Consider the following 22,040-nt stretch of genomic DNA (forward strand, 5'->3'; position numbering starts at 1 on the left):
ATCGCCGGGCGGCGGCTACGGCCTGCCCGGCCTGTCATCAACACGCGCTGGCCCGGCAAGCGCAGCGCCGCCGGGCCAGGATCAGTTCAGCTTCGCCTTCGAGAAATCGCTTCCCATCAGGCTCACGCTGTAGCCGGTAATGTTACTGCGCGTCGCGTAGAAGGTCTTACCGTTTGCGAGGGCAATCCACGGCGCCTGCTGGTAGAAAATCTCCTGCGCCTGACCGTAAAGCTTCGCGCGAGCGGCAGGATCGCTGGTCAGTTTAGCCTTCTGCACCAGCGCATCGTAGCCCTTATCGCACCAGCGCGCGGCGTTAGAGCCGGTTTTGATGCTGTTGCAGCCCAGCAGCACGTCGGCAAAGTTATCCGGGTCGCCGTTGTCGGACATCCAGCCAAACAGCGCGGAGTCGTGTTCGCCCTTGCGCATGCCGGAAAGGTATTCGCCCCACTCATAGGAGACGATTTTGGCCTTCACGCCCACTTTCGCCCAGTCGCTCTGGATCATCTCAGCGATACGGCGCGAGTTCGGGTTATACGGACGCTGCACCGGCATCGACCACAGCGTCACTTCCGCGCCCTTCTCCAGCCCGGCCTGCTTCAACAGCGCCTTCGCTTTTTCCGGATCGTAGCTGTAGTCCTTCAGGTCTTTGTTAAAGCCCATCATGTTTGGCGGAATCGGCGATTTGGCCACCGTACCGGAGCCCATAAAGACGGCGTTAACGATCGCGTTTTTGTCGGTCGCGTAGTTCAGCGCCTGACGCACCAGCACGTTATCAAAAGGCTTTTTCTCGGTGTTAAACGCCAGATAGCCCACGTTCAGCGCATCCACCGAGTGCAGGGTCAGGTCTTTGTTTTTCTTGATGACGTCAAACTGAACCGGCGACGGTGCAGGGATAATCTGGCATTCGTTGGTTTGCAGCTTCGCCAGACGCGTTTCCACGTTCGGGGTGATGGAGAAGATGAGGTGTTTGGTCGGCACCGCGCCTTCCCAGTAGTTTGGATTCGCCACGTAGCGGATCAGGGAATCCACTTTGTACTGCTGCAGCACGTAAGGCCCGGTGCCAATCGGCCAGGTGTCCACGTTTTCAGGGGTGCCTTTTTTCAGCATCGCATCGGCGTATTCCGCAGACAAAATAGAGGCAAAATCCATGCCCCAGTCGGCAAGGAACGCGGCATTCGGTTCGGTCAGGGTGAACTGAACGTGATAGTCATCGACCTTTTTAACGTCCTGAATCAGCTTGTCCAGGCCAACGTCGTTAAAGTATTCGTAATTGCCCTGCGAAACATTGTGGTACGGATGCTTAGGGTCTTTCTGACGCATGACGGAGAAAATAACGTCATCGGCGTTAAAGTCGCGGGTCGGCTTAAAGTATTTATTGCTGTTGAACTTCACCCCTTTGCGCAGGGTAAAGGTATAGGTTTTGCCGTCCGGGGAAATGGTCCAGGATTCCGCCAGCGACGGCACCGGGGTGTTTTTCACCGGATCAAAGTTAATCAGACGGTTGTAGAGCACCTGAGAGCTGGCGACAAACGTAGGGCCAGAGCTGGCGATTTGTGGGTTAAAAGACTCAGGCGAGGCTTCAGAGCAGTAGATGATGGTGTCGTTGTTCGCCGCCCATGCGGCGCTTGCCGGTAAAAGAGTGCTCAGCGCCAGCGCGAGCAGCGTTTTCCCTGTAGACATGGTTATAACCCTTTCGGTTTTATTATATAGGACAGTAATAACAGCACAGCCGATCTGAGCTGGCAAATAACGAAACACTATCAGGTTATTCTAAAGCAGCGTAATTCGCTGTTTTTGTCATCATCCTGAGAAAAGTGATTTGCCTTAAGTGCCATTATTCGTCAAGCACAACCGTCGCGTTCAATGCCGCAAGAAATCCCCCCTTTTAGCCTCTCTTCATCCGTTTGGTTGCATTGGCGTTTCGTTAAAGTAAGCGTGTGAAGAAGTATATGGGACCAAATCGTGGCAAAAACTCTTTTACGCAGCGGTAATCTGGATGATTTTCAGGCCGTTGGCGGCGGCGGACAGGCCGTTTTTGAATCAGCACTGCAAATCCGTGAAGCCCTTCGCCTGCGCAAGCAGCAGAGCATCGTCGATTGTCTGGCTATTCCCCAGGTCAACGATGGCGGGGATCGCGTCGACTGGTATTCGCCCGTGGAAGGGTCGGTCAGCAGCTGGAAAGCGGCGGATGAAGACGCCCGCTTCCGCGCCCTTCGCTACCTGGAAAACACCCTCGCCAGCGTCGAGTCGCTGAGTAAAAAATGCCTTCAATCGCCTAAAACCGCGCAACAGCTTTTTGGCTCCCTGCTCTCCAAGGCCTTTCAGTTTCCGGGTGAAAACTTCCTGTTCCTCGTGGACGGCAAACCGGTCATCTGCTTCTGGGGCTTTGTGAATCTGAACGAGAGCGCGCGCGACGACGTTCTCGAATGCCTGCGCGAGTCCCTTATTCCTGAAGCAGCGCCCGAACCGATTAACGATCCCGAGCCTGAACCCACGCCGGTTATCACCTTCGAACAGGCCGACGAGCCGCTTATCGCCCCGGCGACCGTTGTGCGCATTACGCCGGAAGATCTGTACGCGCCAGAGCCTGCCCCGGTAGCGCTTCCGCCCGTCGAAGAACCCGCGCCCGCGCCGGAAATCGTGCCCAAAAAACGCCGCGTGCCGCTGTGGTCGCTCCCGGTTGCCGCCGTGATTGTCGCCGCCGTTGCCACGCCGCTGCTGTGGCCTGCTTCTGCGCCCTCGGCACAGCCGTCGCCTGAGCCTGCTCCCGCGCCCGTGGCGATTGCGCCTCACCCCGTAAAAGCCGTTGAACCGCTGGCGATGAACCTGCCGCTGCACCAGGCGGAAGTGGTCGCCGCGAAAGCCAAAGAGCCAGAGCCTGCACCGGCCCCTGCCGAGGTGGTTATCGCCGCCATCCCGAAAGATGCGATGGTGATGGAAGCGAACCAGGTTAAGGCCGGTTCAACCAAATTCCTGAACGGAAGCTGGCGCGCCATCCTCGACGTGAAAGATCCGGTCACCGGGAAACCGCCGTCGCTGCGCTACCAGATCCAGAACAACAAGGGCTTTGCCCGGGTGGTGCACGGCGACAACATCGTCTGCCGCACCGAGGTGTTCTCCGGCCTGCACAGCAACGGCGAGCTGATGATCAAAACTCGCGGCAACGCCCGCTGCACCGATGGCTCGCGCTACCCGATGCCGGAAATCGCCTGTAAAGCAGGCACCAGCGACGTGGCGGAATGCAGCGCTCGCTATGACGCCAAAACCGTCGTTCCACTGACGTTCAAGAAAGCAGGTGCATGATCCTATGCTGGTAACTCTTTGCGACTACAAACAGAGCGTCACGCTCATTGCCAACAGCGGCGTGCAGTTTCTTGATTTTGGCCTGACGCCGCAGGACAGCGCCAGCCACGGCCGGTTCGTGCGTAAAACGGCGAATGGCCCGCTGCTGCGCCTGAACTTCGACCTGGTGAACGGCCGCTACACGCTGCCGGGCACGGGCGGCGCTCAGCCGGAGGTGGTAAAACCCGAGAGCACCATCCCTCTGCATCAGTCCCTTGCCGTTCTCGACGGCATGTGGCTCCCGGTGCCTTTCCTGCGGTTTAACCCGCCGCGCACCTTTGTGGATGGCCCGGATAACTGGGCGCGTGTTCAGGTCCGCAGGCTGGATGCGCCGGACAGCGCCGGAAACACCCACCGCGTCACCTTCGCTCTCGACAGCCAGATTGCCGGGCACGCCACCTCGGCACTTTCCCCGGTAGAGAACGACATTCTGAACGGCACCCGCTTTGCGCTGGCCTGGCGCGACGATGAAGTGGCAAGCTTCCTCGATCAGACCTGGATTGACGGCTGGCTGCGTGAAGCGTTTAGCCAGTTCGCGACCGGGGTTGAGAACCGCTCCGAGCGCGACCTGCAGCAGGCGATGCGCGGCTTTGAATATCAGGCGCACTGGCTGAACCTGCTGACCCTGCTCGGCGAACAGCTTACCGTCCCGGAAGTGAAGTTTGTCACCCATACGCTGAGCACGCCCGCGATCCCGGTAGACCTGATCCTTGATGTGGGCAACACCCACACCTGCGGCGTGATTATTGAAGATCACGGCGATGCCAACGACGGCCTGCGCCAGACCGCCGAGCTGCAGGTGCGATCGCTGAGCGAGCCGCAGTTCCTCAATGAGCCGCTGTTCACCAGCCGCCTTGAGTTTTCCGAGGCGCGCTTTGGCAAGCAGCACTTCTCGGTGGAAAGCGGCCGCGAAGACGCCTTCGTCTGGCCGTCCATCGTGCGCGTGGGCGACGAGGCGCGCAAGCTGGCGATGCAGCGCCTGGGCACCGAAGGCAACAGCGGGATCTCAAGTCCCCGTCGCTATCTGTGGGATGAAACCCCGGTAGTGCAGGACTGGCGTTTCAGCCAGATGAACAGCAAAACCCAGCGTGAACCTCTGGCAACCGCCTTCCCGCTGATGAACCTGATGAACGACGACGGCGAGCCGCTGTTTACGCTCCCCCAGGACGAGCGTCTGCCGGTCTTCTCGCCGCAGTACAGCCGCAGCACCCTGATGACCCACATGCTGTGCGAACTGCTGGCGCAGGCGCTCGGGCAGATCAACAGCGTGGCGACGCGCCTGCGTCTGGGCTTCCCTGCCTCTCCGCGCCAGCTTCGCACGCTGATCCTGACGCTGCCGTCGGCAATGCCTAAACAGGAGCGCGAGATCTTCCGCCGCCGCATGTTTGAAGCCATTGCTATCGTCTGGAAAGCGATGGGCTGGCATCCGCAGGACGAAGACTTTGCCAGCCGCAAGCAGCAAGAAAAGAGCGTGGTTCCGGTCCCGGAAATCCAGATGGAGTGGGACGAAGCGAGCTGCGGGCAGCTGGTGTGGCTCTACAACGAAGCCATTTCACACTTCGGCGGACAAACGGAAGCGTTCTTTGCCTCCCTCGCCCGCCCGGATCGCGAGCCCGAGCCGGGCGTTCAGCCGGGTCGCGCCCTGCGCGTGGCCTCCATTGATATTGGCGGCGGCACCACCGATATGGCGATCACCCACTATCAGCTGGACGATGGTTCCGGCAATAACGTCAAAATTACGCCGCAGCTGCTGTTCCGCGAAGGCTTTAAGGTCGCGGGGGATGACACCCTGCTGGACGTGATCCAGCGCTACGTGCTGCCCGCCCTGCAAACCCAGCTTCAAAAGTCGGGCATTGCCGATGCGTCGATGCTGCTGGCCTCGCTGTTTGGCGACTCCGGGCGCATTGATACCCAGGCGGTGCTGCGCCAGCAAACGGCGCTTCAGCTCTTTATGCCCGTCGGCCACGCTATTCTTGCCGCGTGGGAAGCGAGCGATATCGACGATCCGCTGGCCGGGCTGCACGCCACCTTTGGCGATCTGCTGAGCCAGAAGCCCACCCGCAACGTGATGAACTACCTGCAGCAGGCCATCGACCACGCGCTGCCTGCGGGCTCGGCGGAGTTCGACCTGTTCGCCGTGCCGCTGCACGTGAACTTCCGCGAAATGCAGGACGCGATGCTGGCCGGTCAGTTCACCCTGGCAGCCCCGCTCCACGCGGTCTGCGAGGCGATCTCCCACTACAGCTGCGACATTCTGCTGATCACCGGGCGCCCGGGGTGCCTGCCCGGCGTGCAGGCGCTGATTCGTCACCTGCAGCCGGTGCCGGTCAACCGCATTGTGTGGCTGGATAAATACCAGGTTCACGAGTGGTATCCGTTCAGCCAGCAGGGGCGGATCGGCAACCCGAAATCCACCGCCGCGGTGGGAGCGATGCTGTGCAGCCTGGCGCTCGATTTACGCCTGCCGCGCTTTAACTTCAAAGCGGCGGACATTGGCGCGTACTCCACCGTGCGTTATCTGGGCGTGCTCGACAACACGGTAAACACGCTGCGCGAAGAGAACGTCTGGTATCAGGACATCGACCTCGACAAGCCCGGTGCGAAGCTCGACGCGCGTCTGCACTTCCCCCTGCGCGGGAACGTCACGCTGGGCTTCCGCCAGCTGGCGAACGCGCGCTGGCCCGCCACGCCGCTCTATACCCTGAGCATTAACTCCGCCGAGCTGGCAAAAGCCATCGCCGGAGACGGCGTGCTCAACGTGCGCCTTAAGCTGCGCGGCGGCAGTAAGCATGAAGGCCCGGAATCCTTCGAGCTGAGCGATGCCTGGCTCCAGGATGGCACCCCGGTTCCGGCTGATGCCTTAACCTTTAAACTGAATACCCTGGCCGATCGCCGTCATAGCGGTAGCCACTACTGGATCGACAGCGGGAGCGTATACCTGAAATGACTGCGATGACTGCCACCACTCAGGCCTTGATCGAGTGGATTAACGACACGCGCCAGCACGCCCCGGTTCTGGACAACGATGCCGACGCCCTGCTGGCGCGGCTGAACGCCGCCCAGGCGCGGGAGCAGGCGATCGACCGCGCGCTGGCGAGCCGCAGCAGCATTGGGCTTTACGGTCACTCCCAGGCGGCAAAAGCCCATCTGCTGGCGTCCCTGTGCGGCAGCGGCAACGCCCGCCTGAACGTGTCCCCGGGACAGCGTACCTTTGACTACTTCTCGCATATCAACCCCGGCCACGCGCTGACCAACATGGCGATCCGCTTTACCCGGGAGAATCGCGACGCTGTCGATGACGCTTTCCCGCTGCGCCTGAGCCTGATCACCGAGGCCGAGCTGGTTCAGCTGTTTATCGCCCGTACCACGCTGCATCCGCAGATCCGCCCCGTGGACAAAGCGGTTATCGAAACCCGCCTTGAGAAGTGGCGCGCCCTGCGTCAGCCTCAGGGCGTACCCGGCATCAGCGCCCAGGAAGTTGGCGCCATCGCGCGCTTCTGGCAGAGCGCGGTGCCGGGAGCAAAACAGCAAATTGACGACGTGCTCTGGCATCAGTTTGCGCTGCTGGTGCCGTCGCTGGATCTCAGCACCCGCGCCAGCGTCTGGTCCCTGCTGTGGGGCGAGCAGCAGGAGCTGACCCAGCAGTGGCTTAAGCTGGCGCACGTCCTGCACCAGACCAGCCATGCCCCGGAACTTGCCGCACCGCTCAGCCTGCTGGTGGACAACTTCGGCCTGCCCGGCGAAGGCTTCCTGACGCACGGCGCGCTGACCGCCCCGGAGGCGCAGGAGACGCTGCTGCATCCGCTGAGCAACGGCGAAATGCTCAACGCCATCAGCATTCCCGTGGACACGCTTGCCTTCCTGACGCGCGAGCTGGTGCTCCCGGTGGAAAACGGCGTGCTGGATAACGTGGATATCATTGATATCCCGGCGTTCGCCGACAGCACAACGCCGGTGTTAACTCAGGCCAAATGCCTGTGGCTGCTGGAGCATTACCGCCAGCAGCTGCAACCGGACGTGCTGGTTATCTGCAATGCCACCGCGCAGCATGAGCAAACGGCGAAAACGGCGAAGATGCTGCTGAACTGGGTGAAAGAGACTCAGCCATCCGTTGATTCGGCCCTGCCGGGGCTGGTATGGGCCATTACCCCGCATGACGCCCGCTTTACCACCAAACAGAATCTCGACGAGGCGGTGCAGCATCTGCTGGGCAAGCCCGGCCAGCGCTGGGGAACATTACAGGCGCTGGACAGCCACAGCATGCAGCGCGTCGTTGAGTGGCTTTCTCAGGCCACGCTGCCGGCCCAGCGCCAGACGCGGCTTCGCACCCTGAAAACGCTGCTGCGGCAGGAGCTTTCAGACCTAATGCACAGCTATCTGGCCCCCGCCGCGCAGGACCCGGCGGCAAGACGCGCCCAGGCGGAAAACATGGTGCGAATGCTGCAAGCCAGCGCCGCGCGCCACGGCGAGCTGCTGGAAGGCCTGCTGCCCCCGCTGAAGGCCTTCGAAACGCTGCTTGCCGTACAGCAGCCGCGCGAAGAGCAGGTCAACGGCCTGTTCACCGACGTTATCGATCTGTTTGCCGACACGGCTCAGGAAAACAGCAGCCCTTTCCAGACCAAAGATAAAGCCCGCCTGGCGCACAAGGTATGGATTAACCATCTGCGCCAGTGGAGCCGCAATGAGGCCGCCGCTGCCCGTCTGGGGCTGGAGCCCGCTGTGCTGCAGCAGGTCGCGGACGTGCTGGTGACCAGCAGCTACCGCCTCAATCTGCCCCAGCAGCTGCAGCGCATTGTCGAGGCAGATAAAAGCAGCGCAGCACAGCTTCACGCCGTGATGGGCAATTTCATCGGCTGGCTCGGTTACGAAGAAACGCCTGCCGCCCAGCGCCCCGCCAGCCGGATGCGCAAAGGTCAGGCCATTTTTGTCACGCCGGTGGTGGACAGCGCCGCGCCTCGCCTTACGCGTCTGGGCGAGCAGCCTGTGCATGCGGCAACCGTCTACGTGTACGACTGGCTGGTCGCTCTCTACACCCGGGCAATAGAGAACATCGACTACCGTCACCCGCATGATGTTCAGGACGCCGCGCGCCAGGCGCTGCAGGCTCTGCTGCGTTAACCCTTACAGCCCGCCACCGCGCGGGCTGTTAGTTTTCCGCCATGCAATCCGTTAGCGTCCGAGCCAGCGCCGAGGGGTTTTCCCACGACATTGAATGCCCGGCGTCAGGGATAATTTTCACCTCAACGCCCTCAAGCCTGAGTTCATCGACGTCCGGATCGGGTAACGAGAGTTCGCCAAAAATGAGGGTTTTCGGGCAGGTTAAGGAGAGAAAAAGTTCGGCCCAGTCCGGATCCGCGCCCGTCACCAGGCTTGTTGCCCCGCGCCACACGGCGTATGGCGCAGTGCTTTGCAGGCACCCCACCCAGGCGCTGGTGTCCCCGGCAAGCAGGCGGGCATAGCCTTCCTCGACAAACTCCTGTTCTGACTGCGCCGCAATACCGCGGCTGAACATTCCGCCCCCGGCATGGAAATTCGGCTCTGACACCATGAGCCCCTTCAGCCGCGGCTGCATTAAGACGGCGGTTTCGATGGCGATGCTGCCGCCCATGCTGTGCCCGTAGAGCCAGAAAGCGTCGAGGCCGATATAGTCCAGCAATTCCGCCACTACCCGGGCCTGATCGCTTGTTTGATAACGATAGTGCAGCGGTTTATCGCTGTAACCACTGCCGGGAAGATCGATCAGAATGGCTCTGCGCGCAGCAAACTGCGTATCGCACACAACGCGGGGATATTCATAGGATGAGGCGCACCCCAGCCCGTGAATAAACACGACCGGAACGCCAGGGCCGGGAAGGTCTTGCCAGCGAACGTAACAGCCAGCGTGATGCGAGTAAAAACTGTTCATAAGCACTCCCTTTACGATTCACTGTGTATTTATACAGTTACCGCAGCGAGAATGCTATGTTCAACGTTTAAAAATGGAAGCGTGCTTCAGAAAAGCGAAATCAGCAGCGCGACGGGAAAGCTCATCGGCCAGGTGGATCCCACCAGGAAGGCGCTTAACAGACGAATGCGTTTACGATCTTTAGACAGGAACCAGGTAATCAACGCGCTGATGGAGGCCATGACTGCGTAGAACACCAACATTTTTTGATACAACGTCATCCTGCTTACCCAAACCGTAAAAAATAACCGCACGCAATATGCGTCATATGTTGATACAGATCAAGTTTTTTCGTTACACAGTAACCACTTAAATTTTACGGTTAATAACAACTGAGTATCTTTCGTTACAACCCCGGAGCAGGCATTCTCCTCTTTTTGGATAACATGCATATTAAATGCACTTTTTGCTAAATTCTCGTCCGCGTAAAGCGTTCTAATAAGTCATACATAAGAGGGAGAAAACATGCTACGCATTCCGCAGAGTTGTATTCATACCCGTTCCACGCCTTTCTGGAACAAAGACACGGCCCCGGCAGGCATTTTTAAGCGCCATCTGGATACAGGCACCCGCCCCGGCGTTTACCCTCGCCTGTCCGTCATGCAGGGTAAGGTACGCTACTTAGGCTACGCCGATGAATTCACGCCTGAACCCGATAGCGAACTCATCATTGAGGCCGGTCATTTCGGCGTGTTCCCTCCGGAAAAATGGCACCACATTGAAGTCATGAGCGATGACACCTTGTTCAATATCGACTTTTTCGTCGAGCCTGAGGTGCTGAGATCCCTTTAATCCTCAGCCACTGAGAAGGAAACCATTATGCTTCGTATTCCTGAAAATTTTGTTCATACGCGCTCCACCCCGTTCTGGAATAAAGATTCGGCGCCGAAAGCCCTCTTCACGCATCACAACACCAAAGCGGGCGTCTATGGCCGTCTGTCCGTGATGCAGGGCGCAGTGCGCTACTTCGGCTTTGCCGACGCCGATGCCACCGAGCCGGATCTGGAGGTGGTTATCGATGCGGGTTCATTTGGTATTTCCCCGCCGCAGAAGTGGCACCGGATTGAGCTGCTGACCGACGATACCTGTTTCAACATCGATTTCTTCGCCGATCCGCAGGTCACGCTCCAGGGGGCCGGCATAGGTAAAGTGGTCAATACGCATAAGGAGTAACATCATGGGCAAGGCAACCTACACCGTCACCGTCACCAACAACAGCAACGGCGTGTCGGTGGACTATGAAACGCAGGCCCCGATGGAGCTGCTCATTCCGGACGTTGCCGCCGAGGTGGTTAAGGATCTGGTGAATACCGTTCGCGCCTACGATACGGAGAATGAGCACGAGGTGTGCGGCTGGTAGTGAGCATGGCCGGGCGCGTTGCCCGGCCTGGATCAAAGAATCAGTGCTTCACCATCACGTGCCGCACCACCGTGTAATCCTCCAGCCCGTACACCGACATATCTTTCCCGTATCCCGACAGCTTCATCCCGCCGTGGGGCATTTCGCTGACCAGCATAAAGTGGGTATTTACCCAGGTGCAGCCGTACTGCAGGCGCGCGCTCAGGCGATGGGCGCGACCCACGTCTTTTGTCCATACCGACGATGCCAGGCCGTACTGGGAGTCGTTCGCCCATGCCAGCACCTGCGCTTCGTCGTCGAATTCGGTAACGCTCACCACCGGGCCGAAGACTTCGCGCTGCACGATGGCGTCTTCCTGTTTGGCTCCGGCGAGCAGCGTGGGCTGGAAGTAGTATCCGGGTCCCTCTTTTTTGCTGCCTCCGGTCACCACGCTGATGTGGCTCAGGGCTTTGGCCTCCTCCACCGCCTTACACACCCGCGATAAATGCGCCGCCGAACTCAGCGGCCCCAGCTCGGTGGAGTCATCCTCGGGGGCGCCCATTTTCAGGCTCGCAACCGCGGCGCCCAGTTTTTCCACCAGCGCGGCGTAAATGCCCTTTTGCGCGTAGATCCGACAGGCGGCGGTGCAGTCCTGCCCGGCGTTGTAGAAGCCAAACGTCCGCACGCCCTCCACCACCGCATCCAGATCCGCATCGTCAAACACGATCACCGGCGCTTTGCCGCCCAGCTCCATGTGGGTACGCTTAATGGAGGGCGCGGTGTGTCCGATGATGTGTTCCCCGGTGGCGATTGACCCGGTGAGCGACACCATGCGCACCTTGTCATGTCCGGTCAGCGGATCGCCCACGGTTTTGCCCCGCCCGAACAGCACGTTCAGCACGCCCGCCGGGAAGATATCTTTTGCCACTTCAGCCAGCTTTAATGCCGTCAGCGGCGTGATTTCAGAAGGTTTGATCACCACGCAGTTGCCCGCCGCCAGCGCGGGAGCGAGCTTCCACGCAGCCATCATCAGCGGATAGTTCCAGGGCGCAATGGAGGCCACAACGCCCACCGGATCCCGGCGAATCATCGAGGTGTGCCCTTCGAGGTATTCCCCCGCCGCCAGGCCGTTCAGGCAGCGGGCCGCCCCGGCAAAGAAGCGGAACACATCCACCACCGCCGGGATTTCGTCTCCCGCCACGCAGTGCAGCGGTTTGCCGCAGTTGAGGGATTCCAGCTTCGCGAACGCGTCGGCATGTTCTTCGATGGCGTCTGCCAGCTTAAGCAAGCACTCGGCGCGAGCTTTTGGGGTGGTTTGCCCCCACTCGACAAAGGCGCGGTCGGCGGCCTGAACGGCAGCATCGACCTGCGCGGCAGAGGCTTCAGCGATATCCAGCAGTACCTCTCCGGTGGCGGGATTGTAAACCGGCTGCTTTTCCCCTTCGCCGGTAATCAGTTCACCATTAATCAGCAGTTGATTTTGCATAGCGTTGTCCTGTTGAAATCGAAGTTATTTCCCGCCGCCGGAGATATTCTCGCCGTCGCGGGTTAGCCACCAGGCTCCCAGAATGGGGATGGTTGTCACCAGCATCACCAGCAGCGCGACCACGTTGGTAACCGGCACGTCGCGCGGACGGCCAAGCTGGTTGAGCAACCACAGCGGTAACGTGCGCTCGTGTCCCGCCGTAAATGTCGTGACGATGATTTCGTCAAACGACAGCGCAAACGCCAGCATTCCCCCCGCCAGCAGCGCCGATCCAAGATTGGGCAGCACCACGTAGCGGAAGGTTTGCCAGCCGTCCGCGCCGAGATCCATCGACGCCTCCACCAGGCTCCAGGAGGTGCGCCTGAACCGGGCAATCACGTTGTTAAAGACCACCACCACGCAGAAGGTGGCGTGACCGACAACAATGGTGAAAAACCCGGGCTCCAGATCGATCGTTTTGAACGCCGTCAGCAGCGCAAGGCCGGTAATAATTCCCGGCAGTGCAATCGGCAGCAGCAGCAACAGCGAAACGGCATTTTTGCCAAAAAAATCGCTTCGCCACAGTGCCGCAGCAGCAAGCGTGCCAAGTATGAGCGCGATAACGGTAGAGAGCGCCGCGATTTGAAGTGACAACGTCACGGACTCAAGAATGTCCGCGCGCCCTGCCGCCACGCTAAACCACTTCAGCGTCAGGCCCTTCGGCGGAAAGCTAAACGCCGCGTCTTCGGTGTTGAAGGCATAGATGGCGATGATCAGCAGCGGAAAATGCAGGAAGATCACCCCGCCCCAGGCGGCAACTTTCAGGAACAGCGGTGCGCGTTCAGAGTGCATCGAATGCTCCCAGACGCTTCACGAACGCCAGATAGAGTGAAATCAGCACAATTGGAACCAGCGTGAACGCGGCGGCCATAGGCATGTTGCCGATCGCCCCCTGCTGGGCGTAAACCATATTACCGATGAAGTAGCCCGGCGGCCCTACCAGCTGCGGAACGATAAAGTCCCCAAGCGTCAGCGAGAAGGTGAAGATTGACCCGGCGGCAACGCCCGGGATCGCCAGCGGCAGCACCACGTAGCGGAACGTCTGGCGCGGGCGGGCGCCCAGGTCAGCGGAGGCCTGCAATAAGGACGCGGGCAAGCGCTCCAGCGCGGCCTGCACCGGTAAAATCATGAACGGCAGCCAGATATAAACGAACACCAGAAAACGCCCCAGCCCGGAGGTCGACAGCGTGTTTCCGCCAACGGCGGGCACGGTGAGAATGGCGGTTAGCACCGGCTCCAGCCCCATATGGCTGAGAAACCACTGGGCAACGCCGTCTTTCGCCAGCAGCAGCGTCCACGCGTAGGCCTTGACGATATAGCTCGCCCACATCGGCAGCATGACGGCGATATAAAAGAACGCCTTCCACTTGCCGCTCGTGTAACGCGCCATGTACCAGGCCATCGGGAACGCCAGCACCGCGCTGGCAATCGTGACCGCAATTGCCATCACCAGGGTGCGGATGATGATGTCGTAGTTTGCCGGATTAAAAAGTGCCTGAATGTTCGCGAAGGTGAGATCCGGCGTCACCGACATGGTGAAGTCGTCGAAGGTGTAAAACCCCTGCCACAGCAGCGTCAGCAGCGATCCCAGATAGACAATGCCAAACCACATCAGCGGAGCGAGCAGAAGCAGGAACAGCCCCAGCGAGGGTTTACGCCAGAACAGCGCGGTGATGCGGCTTAGCCAGCCGTGATGTGACGCAGAGTGTGAAACGCTCATGTCCATTTCACCTCTCCTCATGCAGCAGTACCATTGCGTCGCGCGACCACGACGCCAGCACCTGCTGCCCGGGCGCCACGCCCGCGGGCACCGCCGCACCGCTGAGATTCGCCTGGCTTACCAGCAGCTTTGCGCCGTCCGCCAGCCTCAGCTCAAAGCGCGTTGCCGCCCCCTGATACTGCACCGCCTGCACCACGCCCTGAACCTGAACTTCTCCGCCCTCATTTAAGCGAATATGCTCCGGGCGCAGCGAGTACATCCCGTCCATCCCACACACCCGCTGGGCGACGCCCGCGTCAAAGACGTTAGAGGTGCCCACAAAGCTCGCCACAAACGGCGTGCGCGGGCGCATATACAGCTCGCGGGGGGTATCCACCTGCTCAATACGCCCGTTGTTGAATACCGCCACCCGATCGGACATCGACAGCGCTTCGCCCTGATCGTGGGTGACAAAAATAAAGGTGATGCCCAGCTCTTGCTGGAGCTTTTTCAGCTCGAACTGCATCTGTTCGCGAAGCTTCAGATCGAGGGCGCCAAGCGGCTCGTCCAGCAGCAGCACGCGCGGCTCGTTAACCAGCGCGCGCGCAATGGCGACGCGCTGGCGCTGCCCGCCGGAAAGCTGCGACGGCTTACGCGCCACCGCAAAGCCCAGCCCCACCTTGTCCAGCGCCTCACGCGCCTGGGCGTGACGTTTTTTCTTGTCGATCCCTTTCACCATCAGCCCGTAGGCAACGTTATCGAGAATCGACATGTGCGGGAACAGCGCATAGTCCTGGAACACGGTGTTCACATCGCGTTCCCACGGCGGCAGTTCGCTGGCTTCTTTACCGAAGATGTTAATCGTGCCGCCGCTCAGCTGTTCGAACCCGGCGATCAGGCGCAGGCAGGTGGTTTTGCCGGAGCCCGAAGGCCCCAGCATGGAGAAAAATTCCCCGTCACGAATGCCAATGGTGACCCCATCCACCGCCCGCACGTCGCCGTACAGGCGGGAAACATTGTTGAACTCTACTGCGTACGTCATGTTCTGCTCCCGGGCGACTAACGACCACCCATGATGGCGATGTAATCCTGCGTCCAGCGGCTGTACGGAACGTATTTACCGCCTTCGGCAATCGGTGTTTTCCAGAACATGATTTTATCGAAGTAGTTATACCCGTTTGTTTCGCAACCTTTTTCACCCAGCAGCGTGCTGGCCTTACAGCCTTCCGCCACCACCGGCAGGGAGCCAAACCACGCCGCCAGATCGCCCTGCACCTTTGGCGTCAGCGACCAGTTCATCCACTTATAGGCGCACATCGGATGCTTAGCCTCCGCGTGCAGCATGGTGGTATCGGCCCATCCGGTCACGCCCTCTTTCGGGAACACCGTAGCCACCGGCTGGTTCTCGGCTTTCAGGGCGTTTGCCTGATACGGCCAGGCGCTCGACGCCACCACGCCCTCATTTTTGAAGTCGCTCATCTGCACGGTGGTATCGTGCCAGTAGCGGTGAATTAGGGCGTGCTGATCGCGCAGCACCTTCAGCACCGCGGCGTACTGTTCCTCCGTCAGCTGGTACGGGTCGGTGATGCCCAGCTGCGGCTGGGTCGATTTCACGAACAGCGCCGCATCGGCGATATAGATAGGGCCGTCGTAGGCCTGCACGCGGCCCTGGTTGGTTTTGCCGTCCGGCAGATCCTGCTTAACGAAGATCACGCGCCAGCTGTCGGGCGGCGTCGGGAAGGTTTTGGTGTTGTACATCAGCAGGTTCGGCCCCCACTGGTACGGGGTGCCGTAGACTTTACCGGCCACGTTAAACCACTCGCCCTTGACGATGCGCGGGTCTAGGGTTTTCCAGTTGGGGATCAGATCCGGGTTAATCGGCTGAACGCGCTTGCCCATGATCAGACGAAGCGAGGCATCGCCGGACGCCGTGACCAGGTCGTAGCCGCCTTTCGCCATCAGGCTGACCATCTCGTCGGAGGTGGCGGCCGTTTTGACGTTAACCGCGCAGCCGGTCTCTTTTTCAAACTGCGTCACCCAGTCGTAGTTTTTATCCGTCTGGCCGCGTTCGATATAGCCCGGCCAGGCAATAATATCCAGCCGACCTTCTCCATCGCCGATGGCTTTTGGCGGTTCGGCGGCTTGCGCTGTCATGATGGTCATGCCGAGCGCGCACAGGCTGCTGCGGGCAAATTTTTTGCTCATTAGATTTACTCCTGTCGCAATGAAATTTAGCGGCAGCCGTGCCGTAAAAATATCTCCCTCATTAAACGTAGACCGCGCAAATGCGCCTCACCGTGGGGCTAACGGAAATTTCATCAAGGTGTGACCGAGGGCGCATTCCCCGTTAACTGGATTATAGACAAGGGGTTAGCGACGTGAGGCAGTATGCAGATTTCCTATGATGGAATAAAAAAAGCACCGCGAAAGTTTCGCCGTGCTTTATCAAAGATAAGGAAGGGTTATTTTAAAAAAAACCGCGCGGAAATAACTATTTCATCATCGCGCTAATTAATTTTCCCAGCTGGCTTACCGCCTGTTCTTCTCTTTCTCCCCACGCCCACGAGGTATTAAAACGGAAGAATGGCGTCCAGGCATCGGAGGTGGAAAACATTTTTCCCGGCGCAATGCTGATGTGGTGGGTTAAGGCTTTCTCGCTCAGCAGACCGGCATCGAGCGGCGCGGGCAGCTCCAGCCATAAAAAATAGCCGCTGTCGTTGTGATGGATTTTTACCCCGGCAGGCATATGGCGCAGCAGCGACTGCCACGCCTGCTGTTTGCGCTCCGCCAGGGTGCGGCGCAGGCGGCGCAGATGGGCGTCGTAGCGCTTAGTGGCGAGATAGTCCACCAGCGCCAGCTGCATTGGGGAGCTGGTAGAGAGCGTGCTCATCAGCTGCAGTTGCTGAATGCGCCGGGCGTGTTTACCCGCCGCGACCCAGCCGATACGGAACCCGGCCACCAGGCATTTTGAGAACGACGAGCAGTGCAGCGTCATGTCCTGTTTGTCCCAGGCTTTGGCGGGAAGCGGCTTTTCACGGCCAAAATAGAGTTCGCTGTACACATCATCTTCAATCAGGGTGACGTTATGGCGGGCCAGCAGCGCGATCAAATGCGCCTTTTTCTCGGCGCTGAGCGTAAACCCGAGCGGGTTCTGGCTGTTGGTCATCAGCCAGCAGGCCTTGACCGGGTACTCCTTCAGCGCCTGTTCGAGCGCCGCCAGGTCAATGCCGTCGCGCACGTCGGTGGCAATCGACAGCGCCTTTAGCTTCAGGCGTTCGAGCGCCTGGAGCGCACCGTAAAAACAGGGGTTTTCCACGATAACCCAGTCGCCCGGCTCGGTGACCGCCTGAAGGCTCAGGTTGAGCGCTTCGAGCGCCCCGGCGGTGATCACGATCTCTTCCGGGGAGATGTTCATCCCCTGCTGGGCGTAGCGGCGGGCAATGGCGTGGCGTAAATCGACGTTTCCCGGCGGCAGGTTTTCAATCACGCTCATCGCGGTGGCGGTTTTGCTGACGTTCGCGAGCGAGCGGTTAAGCTGCTGGAGCGGAAAAAGTCGGGGATCGGGAAACGCGGAGGCAAACGGTACAACGGAAGGATCGCGGCTGGCCTGCAGCACGTCGAAGATATAGGTGTTGATGTCCACCTCTTCATCGAGCATCACCTGCGCGGGCGGCGAAGGCTGCTGCGCGATCGGGCGCGAGGCAACGTAGTAGCCCGACTGGGGTCTTGCAACAATCCTTCCCTGACTTTCCAGCATCTGATAGGCGTGGCCGACGGTCATAAAGCTCAGACCGCTGCTGGCAACCTGCTCGCGCAGTGAGGGCAGCTTATCGCCCGGCAGCCATGCGCCAAGCTCAATTTGCGAAACGATCTGCTGTGCCAGACGCTGGTATTTTTTCATCAGATTCTCCTTATGCCGCTAGTGTATATCAGCAGGAGAAAAAGAGAAGATTTAGCTAACTGTTATGGTAAATCGGTTTTTTATTTGCGGAACTCGGTCACAACGCTATGCGCATAGCGCGCGGCGGCCAGGTGATCGAGGGTAATCATGGAGGATTTGCAGAAAATGCATTTCGCGCCATGCGGGTTTTTATCCGACACGTCAAAAACTGAGGTGCGGTACTGCGAGCCGTGACAGCACGGGCAGCGGAAATGGATATAAGAAGTCATAAGAATCTCCTGAAACGTAAAAACGTAAATTGCTAATGGGCCTTTAGGCGATAGTGGTATGAATCAAAACTAATCGGAATGTAGAAAAAGACCCAAGAGAGGCTGCGGAGAGGCACAACGTGATGAGAACTGCTTTATAAAACTACGTCAGATATTTATTTGGAATCAAACCAAGAGAAGCATTAACGCATGCCGGTGACGACAAAGCAAGCGAATTAATGAATAAATTGCATAAGAAAAATCTTTTTATAATGCAGCTTGTTATGACTGCACAATCATTAACCAGCTATATCAGATAGCGAAAGCACCTGTATTTAGCCAACTGTTATACATAAATTTCATTTTTCTGCCACTCAAATCCTCCCTTTACCCTCCTATACTATATCAGTACACCGTTTGACATTGAGGCTGTGCATGTTTGGTTTAGATGCGTTTCATCTCGCAAGGATACAGTTCGCGTTCACCGTATCCTTCCACATTATTTTCCCGGCAATCACCATCGGCCTGGCGAGCTACCTCGCCGTGCTGGAAGGGCTTTGGCTGAAAACCAAAAACCCGGTGTGGCGTTCGCTGTACCATTTCTGGTCGAAGATTTTCGCCGTCAACTTCGGTATGGGCGTGGTCTCCGGCCTGGTGATGGCCTACCAGTTTGGCACCAACTGGAGCGGATTTTCCCAGTTCGCGGGCAGCATTACCGGCCCGCTTCTCACCTATGAAGTGCTGACCGCCTTCTTCCTGGAGGCCGGCTTCCTCGGCGTGATGCTGTTTGGCTGGAACAAGGTCGGGCCGGGGCTGCACTTCTTTGCGACCTGCATGGTGGCGCTGGGGACGATCATCTCTACGTTCTGGATCCTGGCGTCGAACAGCTGGATGCAAACCCCGCAGGGCTTCGAGATTGTCAACGGACAGGTGGTGCCGGTGGACTGGTTCGCGGTGGTGTTTAACCCCTCGTTCCCTTACCGCCTGCTGCACATGTCGATTGCCGCATTCCTGAGCAGCGCCCTGTTCGTCGGCGCCTCTGCCGCGTGGCACCTGCTGCGCGGCAATAACACGCCGGCGATCCGCACGATGTTCTCCATGGCGCTGTGGATGACCCTGATTGTGGCACCTATTCAGGCGATGGTGGGCGATATGCACGGGCTGAACACGCTTGAACACCAGCCTGCAAAAATCGCCGCCATCGAAGGCCACTGGGAAAATCCTCCCGGCGAACCGACCCCGCTGCTGCTGTTCGGCTGGCCGGATATGGAGCAGGAGCGCACCCGCTACGGGCTTGAGATCCCCGCGCTCGGCAGCCTGATCCTGACCCACAGTCTGGACAAGCAGGTTCCGGCGCTGAAAGAGTTTCCGAAAGAAGATCGCCCTAACTCCACTATCGTTTTCTGGTCGTTCCGCATTATGGCCGGGCTGGGCATGCTGATGATGCTGCTGGGCGTGGTGGCCCTCTGGCTGCGGGTTAAAAAGCGCGTGTACACCTCGCGTCCGTTCCTGTGGTTTGCTCTGCTGATGGGGCCATCCGGCCTGATTGCCATTCTGGCGGGCTGGGTGACAACCGAAGTGGGCCGTCAGCCGTGGGTGGTTTACGGACTGCAGCGCACCAAAGATGCGGTCTCGGCGCACGGCGATTTGCACATGAGCATCAGCCTGCTGGCGTTCTTCGTGGTCTACACCTCCGTCTTCGGCGTGGGGTATAGCTACATGGTGCGGCTGATTAAAAAAGGCCCGCAGCAGCATGAAACCTTTGCTACCGAGTCCGATGGTCGCCCTGCGCGCCCGCTTTCTGCCGTCACCACTGATTTTGAGGAGAAACCGTAATGGGTATCGATCTTTCCATTATCTGGTTCGTGATCATCGTCTTCGCCACCCTGATGTATATCGTGATGGACGGCTTTGATCTGGGGATCGGCATTCTGTTCCCGGCGGTGAAAAACGCCGACGATCGCGACGTGATGGTCAACACCGTGGCGCCCGTCTGGGACGGTAACGAAACCTGGCTGGTGCTCGGCGGCGCCGCGCTGTTCGGCGCATTTCCGCTGGCCTACGCGGTGATTATCGACGCCCTGACCATCCCGCTGACGTTAATGCTGATCGGACTTATCTTCCGCGGCGTCGCCTTTGAGTTCCGCTTTAAAGCGACCCCGGCGCACCGGCCTTTCTGGGATAAAGCCTTTATCGGCGGCTCGATTCTGGCGACCTTTACTCAGGGCATGACGGTAGGTGCGGTCATCAACGGCTTTTCCGTAACCGGACGCACCTACAGCGGCGGGCCGTTTGACTGGTTTAGCCCGTTCAACCTGTTCTGCGGCGCGGGTCTGGTGGTGGCGTATGCCCTGCTGGGTTCGAGCTGGCTGGTGATGAAAAGCGAGGGCGCGCTTCAGCAGAGAATGCGCCACCTTTCAAAGCGCCTGCTGGTCGCCCTGCTGGTGATTATCGCAGCGATCAGCGCCTGGACGCCGCTGGCGCACAGCGCGATTGCCGAACGCTGGTTTACGCTGCCCAACCTGTTCTTCCTGCTGCCCGTGCCGGTTCTGGTGGTTGTCCTGAGCCTGCTGCAATGGCGCAGCCTCAACAACGTCAACAGCCACAACTCGCCGTTTGTCCTGACGCTGGGGCTGATCTTCCTCGGCTTTAGCGGGCTTGGGATCAGCATCTGGCCGCACATCATTCCCCCGTCGATAACGCTGTGGCAGGCCGCCGCGCCACCGCAGAGCCAGGGCTTTATGCTGGTGGGCGCGCTGCTGATCATCCCTATCATTCTGGTTTATACGTTCTGGAGCTATTACGTGTTTCGCGGAAAAGTGCAGCACGGGGAGGGTTATCACTGATGCAACAACCTGTCTGGAAACGTCTGATGTGGCTGGCGGTGATCTGGGGCGGCAGCGTGCTCGCCCTGGCTGGCGTCAGTATGATCTTCCGCCTGCTGATGTCGGCGGCAGGCTTTAAATCCCACTAACCTCTTGTCCGGCCTGTCTTCACGCAGGCCGGGCGTCCCGCACTTTCAGATAAACCCCATTAACCCAGCGGAGAGTATCGTTACACTGTAAATGATTCACAGCATTGATAGTTTGAGAACACATATGAAAAAGCTCGTTGCGTTAGGTCTCTTCAGCCTGGTTCTGTCCGGCTGCGTTAATCCCGGTAAAGCGTCCGTTCAGGTGGAGCAGCTTCAGAACCATCGATTTGTTCTGGAAAACGTCGACGGTAAAACCGTAAAAACCGCGGGAACGCAGCCCGAAATTCGATTCAGCGCCCTCCAGGATCTCAGCCTTATTAAAAACATCACCGTATCCGGCGCGATGTGCAACAGCTTCAACGGCGAGGGGAAATTGTCCGAAGGCGAGCTGAAGGTGAAATCCCTGATGATGACGCGAAAACTCTGCACCGAGCCACAGCTTAACGACCTGGATCAGGCGATCGGCAATATGCTGCGCCAGGGAGCACAGGTTGATCTCACAGAAGATCAGCTAACGCTGGCGACGGCGGATAAAACGCTGAGCTTTAAACGCGCCGACTGATCAGTAGTTTCCGCAGGAACCCACGGCAAGCGACTGTTCGCTACAGCGTTTGCCGTTTGGCAGCGCACACATCCCAACGGCAGAGCCGTCAAGCTGACGGGCTACGGATAACGATCCGCCAATCATTGCGCAGTTCGCCTGCCCTGAACTGGACATTGCCGCTCTCATGCCCGGCGTAACGTGTGCAGCGGTGGCCTGCTGAACAGGTTCATTGCTGCATGCCGATAACATCAGTGCGGCAAATCCTACCCATAACGCTGAACGCATAATCATCTCCCCATTAGTGTTACGAAACCTATGCATAATAGGCATACCACGGCACTCCGTCGAGACTCCGGATGCGTATTTATGCACTCCGGAAACAAATCCTCACCATTTTTCTGCCAGAAAGTTGATCTACTCATTGATGACGAGAATATCGAGGACACAAAAGCGAAAATCGTAAAACCTGTCCTTTGCTAAAATAAGGGAATAATTATCTGGGCCCGTCGCGGTTTTACGGGTCC

21 protein-coding genes are annotated in these 22,040 nt (G+C 58.9%); 10 read left to right on the forward strand and 11 right to left on the reverse strand.

Features of this window, described 5'->3' with window-relative positions; genetic code table 11:
- Positions 1-81 precede the first annotated feature (81 nt).
- Positions 82-1,680: an ABC transporter substrate-binding protein gene (locus tag AB6V08_RS06600; protein WP_368541937.1), complete on the reverse strand. Its 1,599-nt coding sequence runs from the start codon at positions 1,678-1,680 to the stop codon at positions 82-84.
- Between the two features lie 282 nt (positions 1,681-1,962).
- On the opposite strand from AB6V08_RS06600, the gene AB6V08_RS06605 reads away from it, so the two are divergent.
- From AB6V08_RS06605 to AB6V08_RS06615, 3 genes are read left to right on the forward strand one after another with little or no spacing between them, the layout of a single operon-like run.
- Positions 1,963-3,303, forward strand: a complete 1,341-nt coding sequence (locus tag AB6V08_RS06605) for an SrfA family protein (RefSeq protein ID WP_368541938.1) — start codon at positions 1,963-1,965, stop codon at positions 3,301-3,303.
- Between the two features lie 4 nt (positions 3,304-3,307).
- The gene (locus AB6V08_RS06610; RefSeq protein ID WP_368541939.1) at positions 3,308-6,289 is read left to right on the forward strand and encodes a virulence factor SrfB; all 2,982 of its coding nucleotides are present in this window, start codon (positions 3,308-3,310) and stop codon (positions 6,287-6,289) included.
- Positions 6,286-8,460, forward strand: coding sequence for a virulence factor SrfC family protein (locus tag AB6V08_RS06615; protein WP_368541940.1), 2,175 nt, complete (start codon positions 6,286-6,288; stop codon positions 8,458-8,460). The genes AB6V08_RS06610 and AB6V08_RS06615 overlap by 4 nt, the downstream gene beginning before the upstream one ends.
- 28 nt (positions 8,461-8,488) lie before the next feature.
- Here the strand turns inward: AB6V08_RS06615 and AB6V08_RS06620 are convergent, their stop codons facing one another.
- Both AB6V08_RS06620 and AB6V08_RS06625 read right to left on the reverse strand, forming a co-directional pair.
- Entirely contained in the window at positions 8,489-9,247 is a 759-nt protein-coding gene (locus AB6V08_RS06620) for an alpha/beta fold hydrolase (protein WP_368541941.1), read from the reverse strand.
- Positions 9,248-9,333: 86 nt separating this feature from the next.
- On the reverse strand, positions 9,334-9,507 hold the full coding sequence (locus AB6V08_RS06625; RefSeq protein WP_368541942.1) for a GhoT/OrtT family toxin: 174 nt from the start codon (positions 9,505-9,507) through the stop codon (positions 9,334-9,336).
- 244 nt (positions 9,508-9,751) lie between these two features.
- Here AB6V08_RS06625 and AB6V08_RS06630 point away from each other — a divergent pair, with 244 nt between their 5' ends.
- The 3 genes from AB6V08_RS06630 to AB6V08_RS06640 are packed head-to-tail and all read left to right on the forward strand — an operon-like array spanning position 9,752 to position 10,646.
- Positions 9,752-10,078, forward strand: a complete 327-nt coding sequence (locus AB6V08_RS06630; RefSeq protein ID WP_368541943.1) for a DUF1971 domain-containing protein — start codon at positions 9,752-9,754, stop codon at positions 10,076-10,078.
- Positions 10,079-10,105: 27 nt separating this feature from the next.
- The gene (locus tag AB6V08_RS06635; protein ID WP_368541944.1) at positions 10,106-10,459 is read left to right on the forward strand and encodes a DUF1971 domain-containing protein; all 354 of its coding nucleotides are present in this window, start codon (positions 10,106-10,108) and stop codon (positions 10,457-10,459) included.
- Positions 10,460-10,463: 4 nt separating this feature from the next.
- The gene (locus AB6V08_RS06640; RefSeq protein WP_368541945.1) at positions 10,464-10,646 is read left to right on the forward strand and encodes a DUF1869 domain-containing protein; all 183 of its coding nucleotides are present in this window, start codon (positions 10,464-10,466) and stop codon (positions 10,644-10,646) included.
- Positions 10,647-10,686: 40 nt separating this feature from the next.
- Here the strand turns inward: AB6V08_RS06640 and patD are convergent, their stop codons facing one another.
- The 7 genes from patD to ymcF form a co-directional block, all read right to left on the reverse strand.
- Entirely contained in the window at positions 10,687-12,111 is a 1,425-nt protein-coding gene (gene patD, locus AB6V08_RS06645; RefSeq protein ID WP_368541946.1) for an aminobutyraldehyde dehydrogenase, read from the reverse strand.
- A 24-nt stretch (positions 12,112-12,135) separates the two neighbouring features.
- Positions 12,136-12,942, reverse strand: a complete 807-nt coding sequence (locus AB6V08_RS06650; protein ID WP_368541947.1) for an ABC transporter permease — start codon at positions 12,940-12,942, stop codon at positions 12,136-12,138.
- Entirely contained in the window at positions 12,932-13,876 is a 945-nt protein-coding gene (locus AB6V08_RS06655) for an ABC transporter permease (protein WP_368541948.1), read from the reverse strand. Before AB6V08_RS06655 ends, AB6V08_RS06650 begins: the two co-directional genes overlap by 11 nt.
- A 1-nt stretch (position 13,877) precedes the next feature.
- The gene (locus AB6V08_RS06660; protein WP_368541949.1) at positions 13,878-14,891 is read right to left on the reverse strand and encodes an ABC transporter ATP-binding protein; all 1,014 of its coding nucleotides are present in this window, start codon (positions 14,889-14,891) and stop codon (positions 13,878-13,880) included.
- Between the two features lie 17 nt (positions 14,892-14,908).
- Positions 14,909-16,054, reverse strand: a complete 1,146-nt coding sequence (gene ydcS / locus AB6V08_RS06665; RefSeq protein ID WP_368541950.1) for a putative ABC transporter substrate-binding protein YdcS — start codon at positions 16,052-16,054, stop codon at positions 14,909-14,911.
- 286 nt (positions 16,055-16,340) lie between these two features.
- Positions 16,341-17,750 (reverse strand): PLP-dependent aminotransferase family protein, encoded by a 1,410-nt coding sequence (locus AB6V08_RS06670; RefSeq protein WP_368541951.1) that lies wholly within the window; start codon positions 17,748-17,750, stop codon positions 16,341-16,343.
- 80 nt (positions 17,751-17,830) lie between these two features.
- Positions 17,831-18,019: a cold shock small protein YmcF gene (gene ymcF / locus AB6V08_RS06675; RefSeq protein WP_368541952.1), complete on the reverse strand. Its 189-nt coding sequence runs from the start codon at positions 18,017-18,019 to the stop codon at positions 17,831-17,833.
- A gap of 414 nt (positions 18,020-18,433) precedes the next feature.
- Between ymcF and AB6V08_RS06680 the strand changes: the two genes are divergently transcribed.
- The 4 genes from AB6V08_RS06680 to hslJ all read left to right on the forward strand — a co-directional run bounded on the left by AB6V08_RS06680 (position 18,434) and on the right by hslJ (position 21,534).
- On the forward strand, positions 18,434-19,834 hold the full coding sequence (locus tag AB6V08_RS06680) for a cytochrome ubiquinol oxidase subunit I (protein WP_368541953.1): 1,401 nt from the start codon (positions 18,434-18,436) through the stop codon (positions 19,832-19,834).
- Positions 19,834-20,844, forward strand: coding sequence for a cytochrome d ubiquinol oxidase subunit II (gene cydB / locus AB6V08_RS06685; protein ID WP_368541954.1), 1,011 nt, complete (start codon positions 19,834-19,836; stop codon positions 20,842-20,844). The genes AB6V08_RS06680 and cydB overlap by 1 nt, the downstream gene beginning before the upstream one ends.
- A complete protein-coding gene (locus AB6V08_RS06690; protein ID WP_368541955.1) occupies positions 20,844-20,972 on the forward strand; it encodes a DUF2474 domain-containing protein in 129 nt (42 codons plus the stop codon). Before cydB ends, AB6V08_RS06690 begins: the two co-directional genes overlap by 1 nt.
- 124 nt (positions 20,973-21,096) lie before the next feature.
- On the forward strand, positions 21,097-21,534 hold the full coding sequence (gene hslJ, locus AB6V08_RS06695; RefSeq protein WP_368541956.1) for a heat shock protein HslJ: 438 nt from the start codon (positions 21,097-21,099) through the stop codon (positions 21,532-21,534).
- Here hslJ and AB6V08_RS06700 read toward each other — a convergent pair whose 3' ends face one another.
- Positions 21,535-21,801 carry a DUF333 domain-containing protein gene (locus tag AB6V08_RS06700; protein WP_368541957.1) on the reverse strand — a complete coding sequence of 89 codons (267 nt, stop codon included), beginning with the start codon at positions 21,799-21,801 and terminating at the stop codon, positions 21,535-21,537.
- Positions 21,802-22,040: the final 239 nt, after the last annotated feature.

The organism is Enterobacter soli (genome assembly GCF_964208575.1).
Classification (GTDB): Bacteria; Pseudomonadota; Gammaproteobacteria; order Enterobacterales; family Enterobacteriaceae; genus Enterobacter; species Enterobacter soli_A.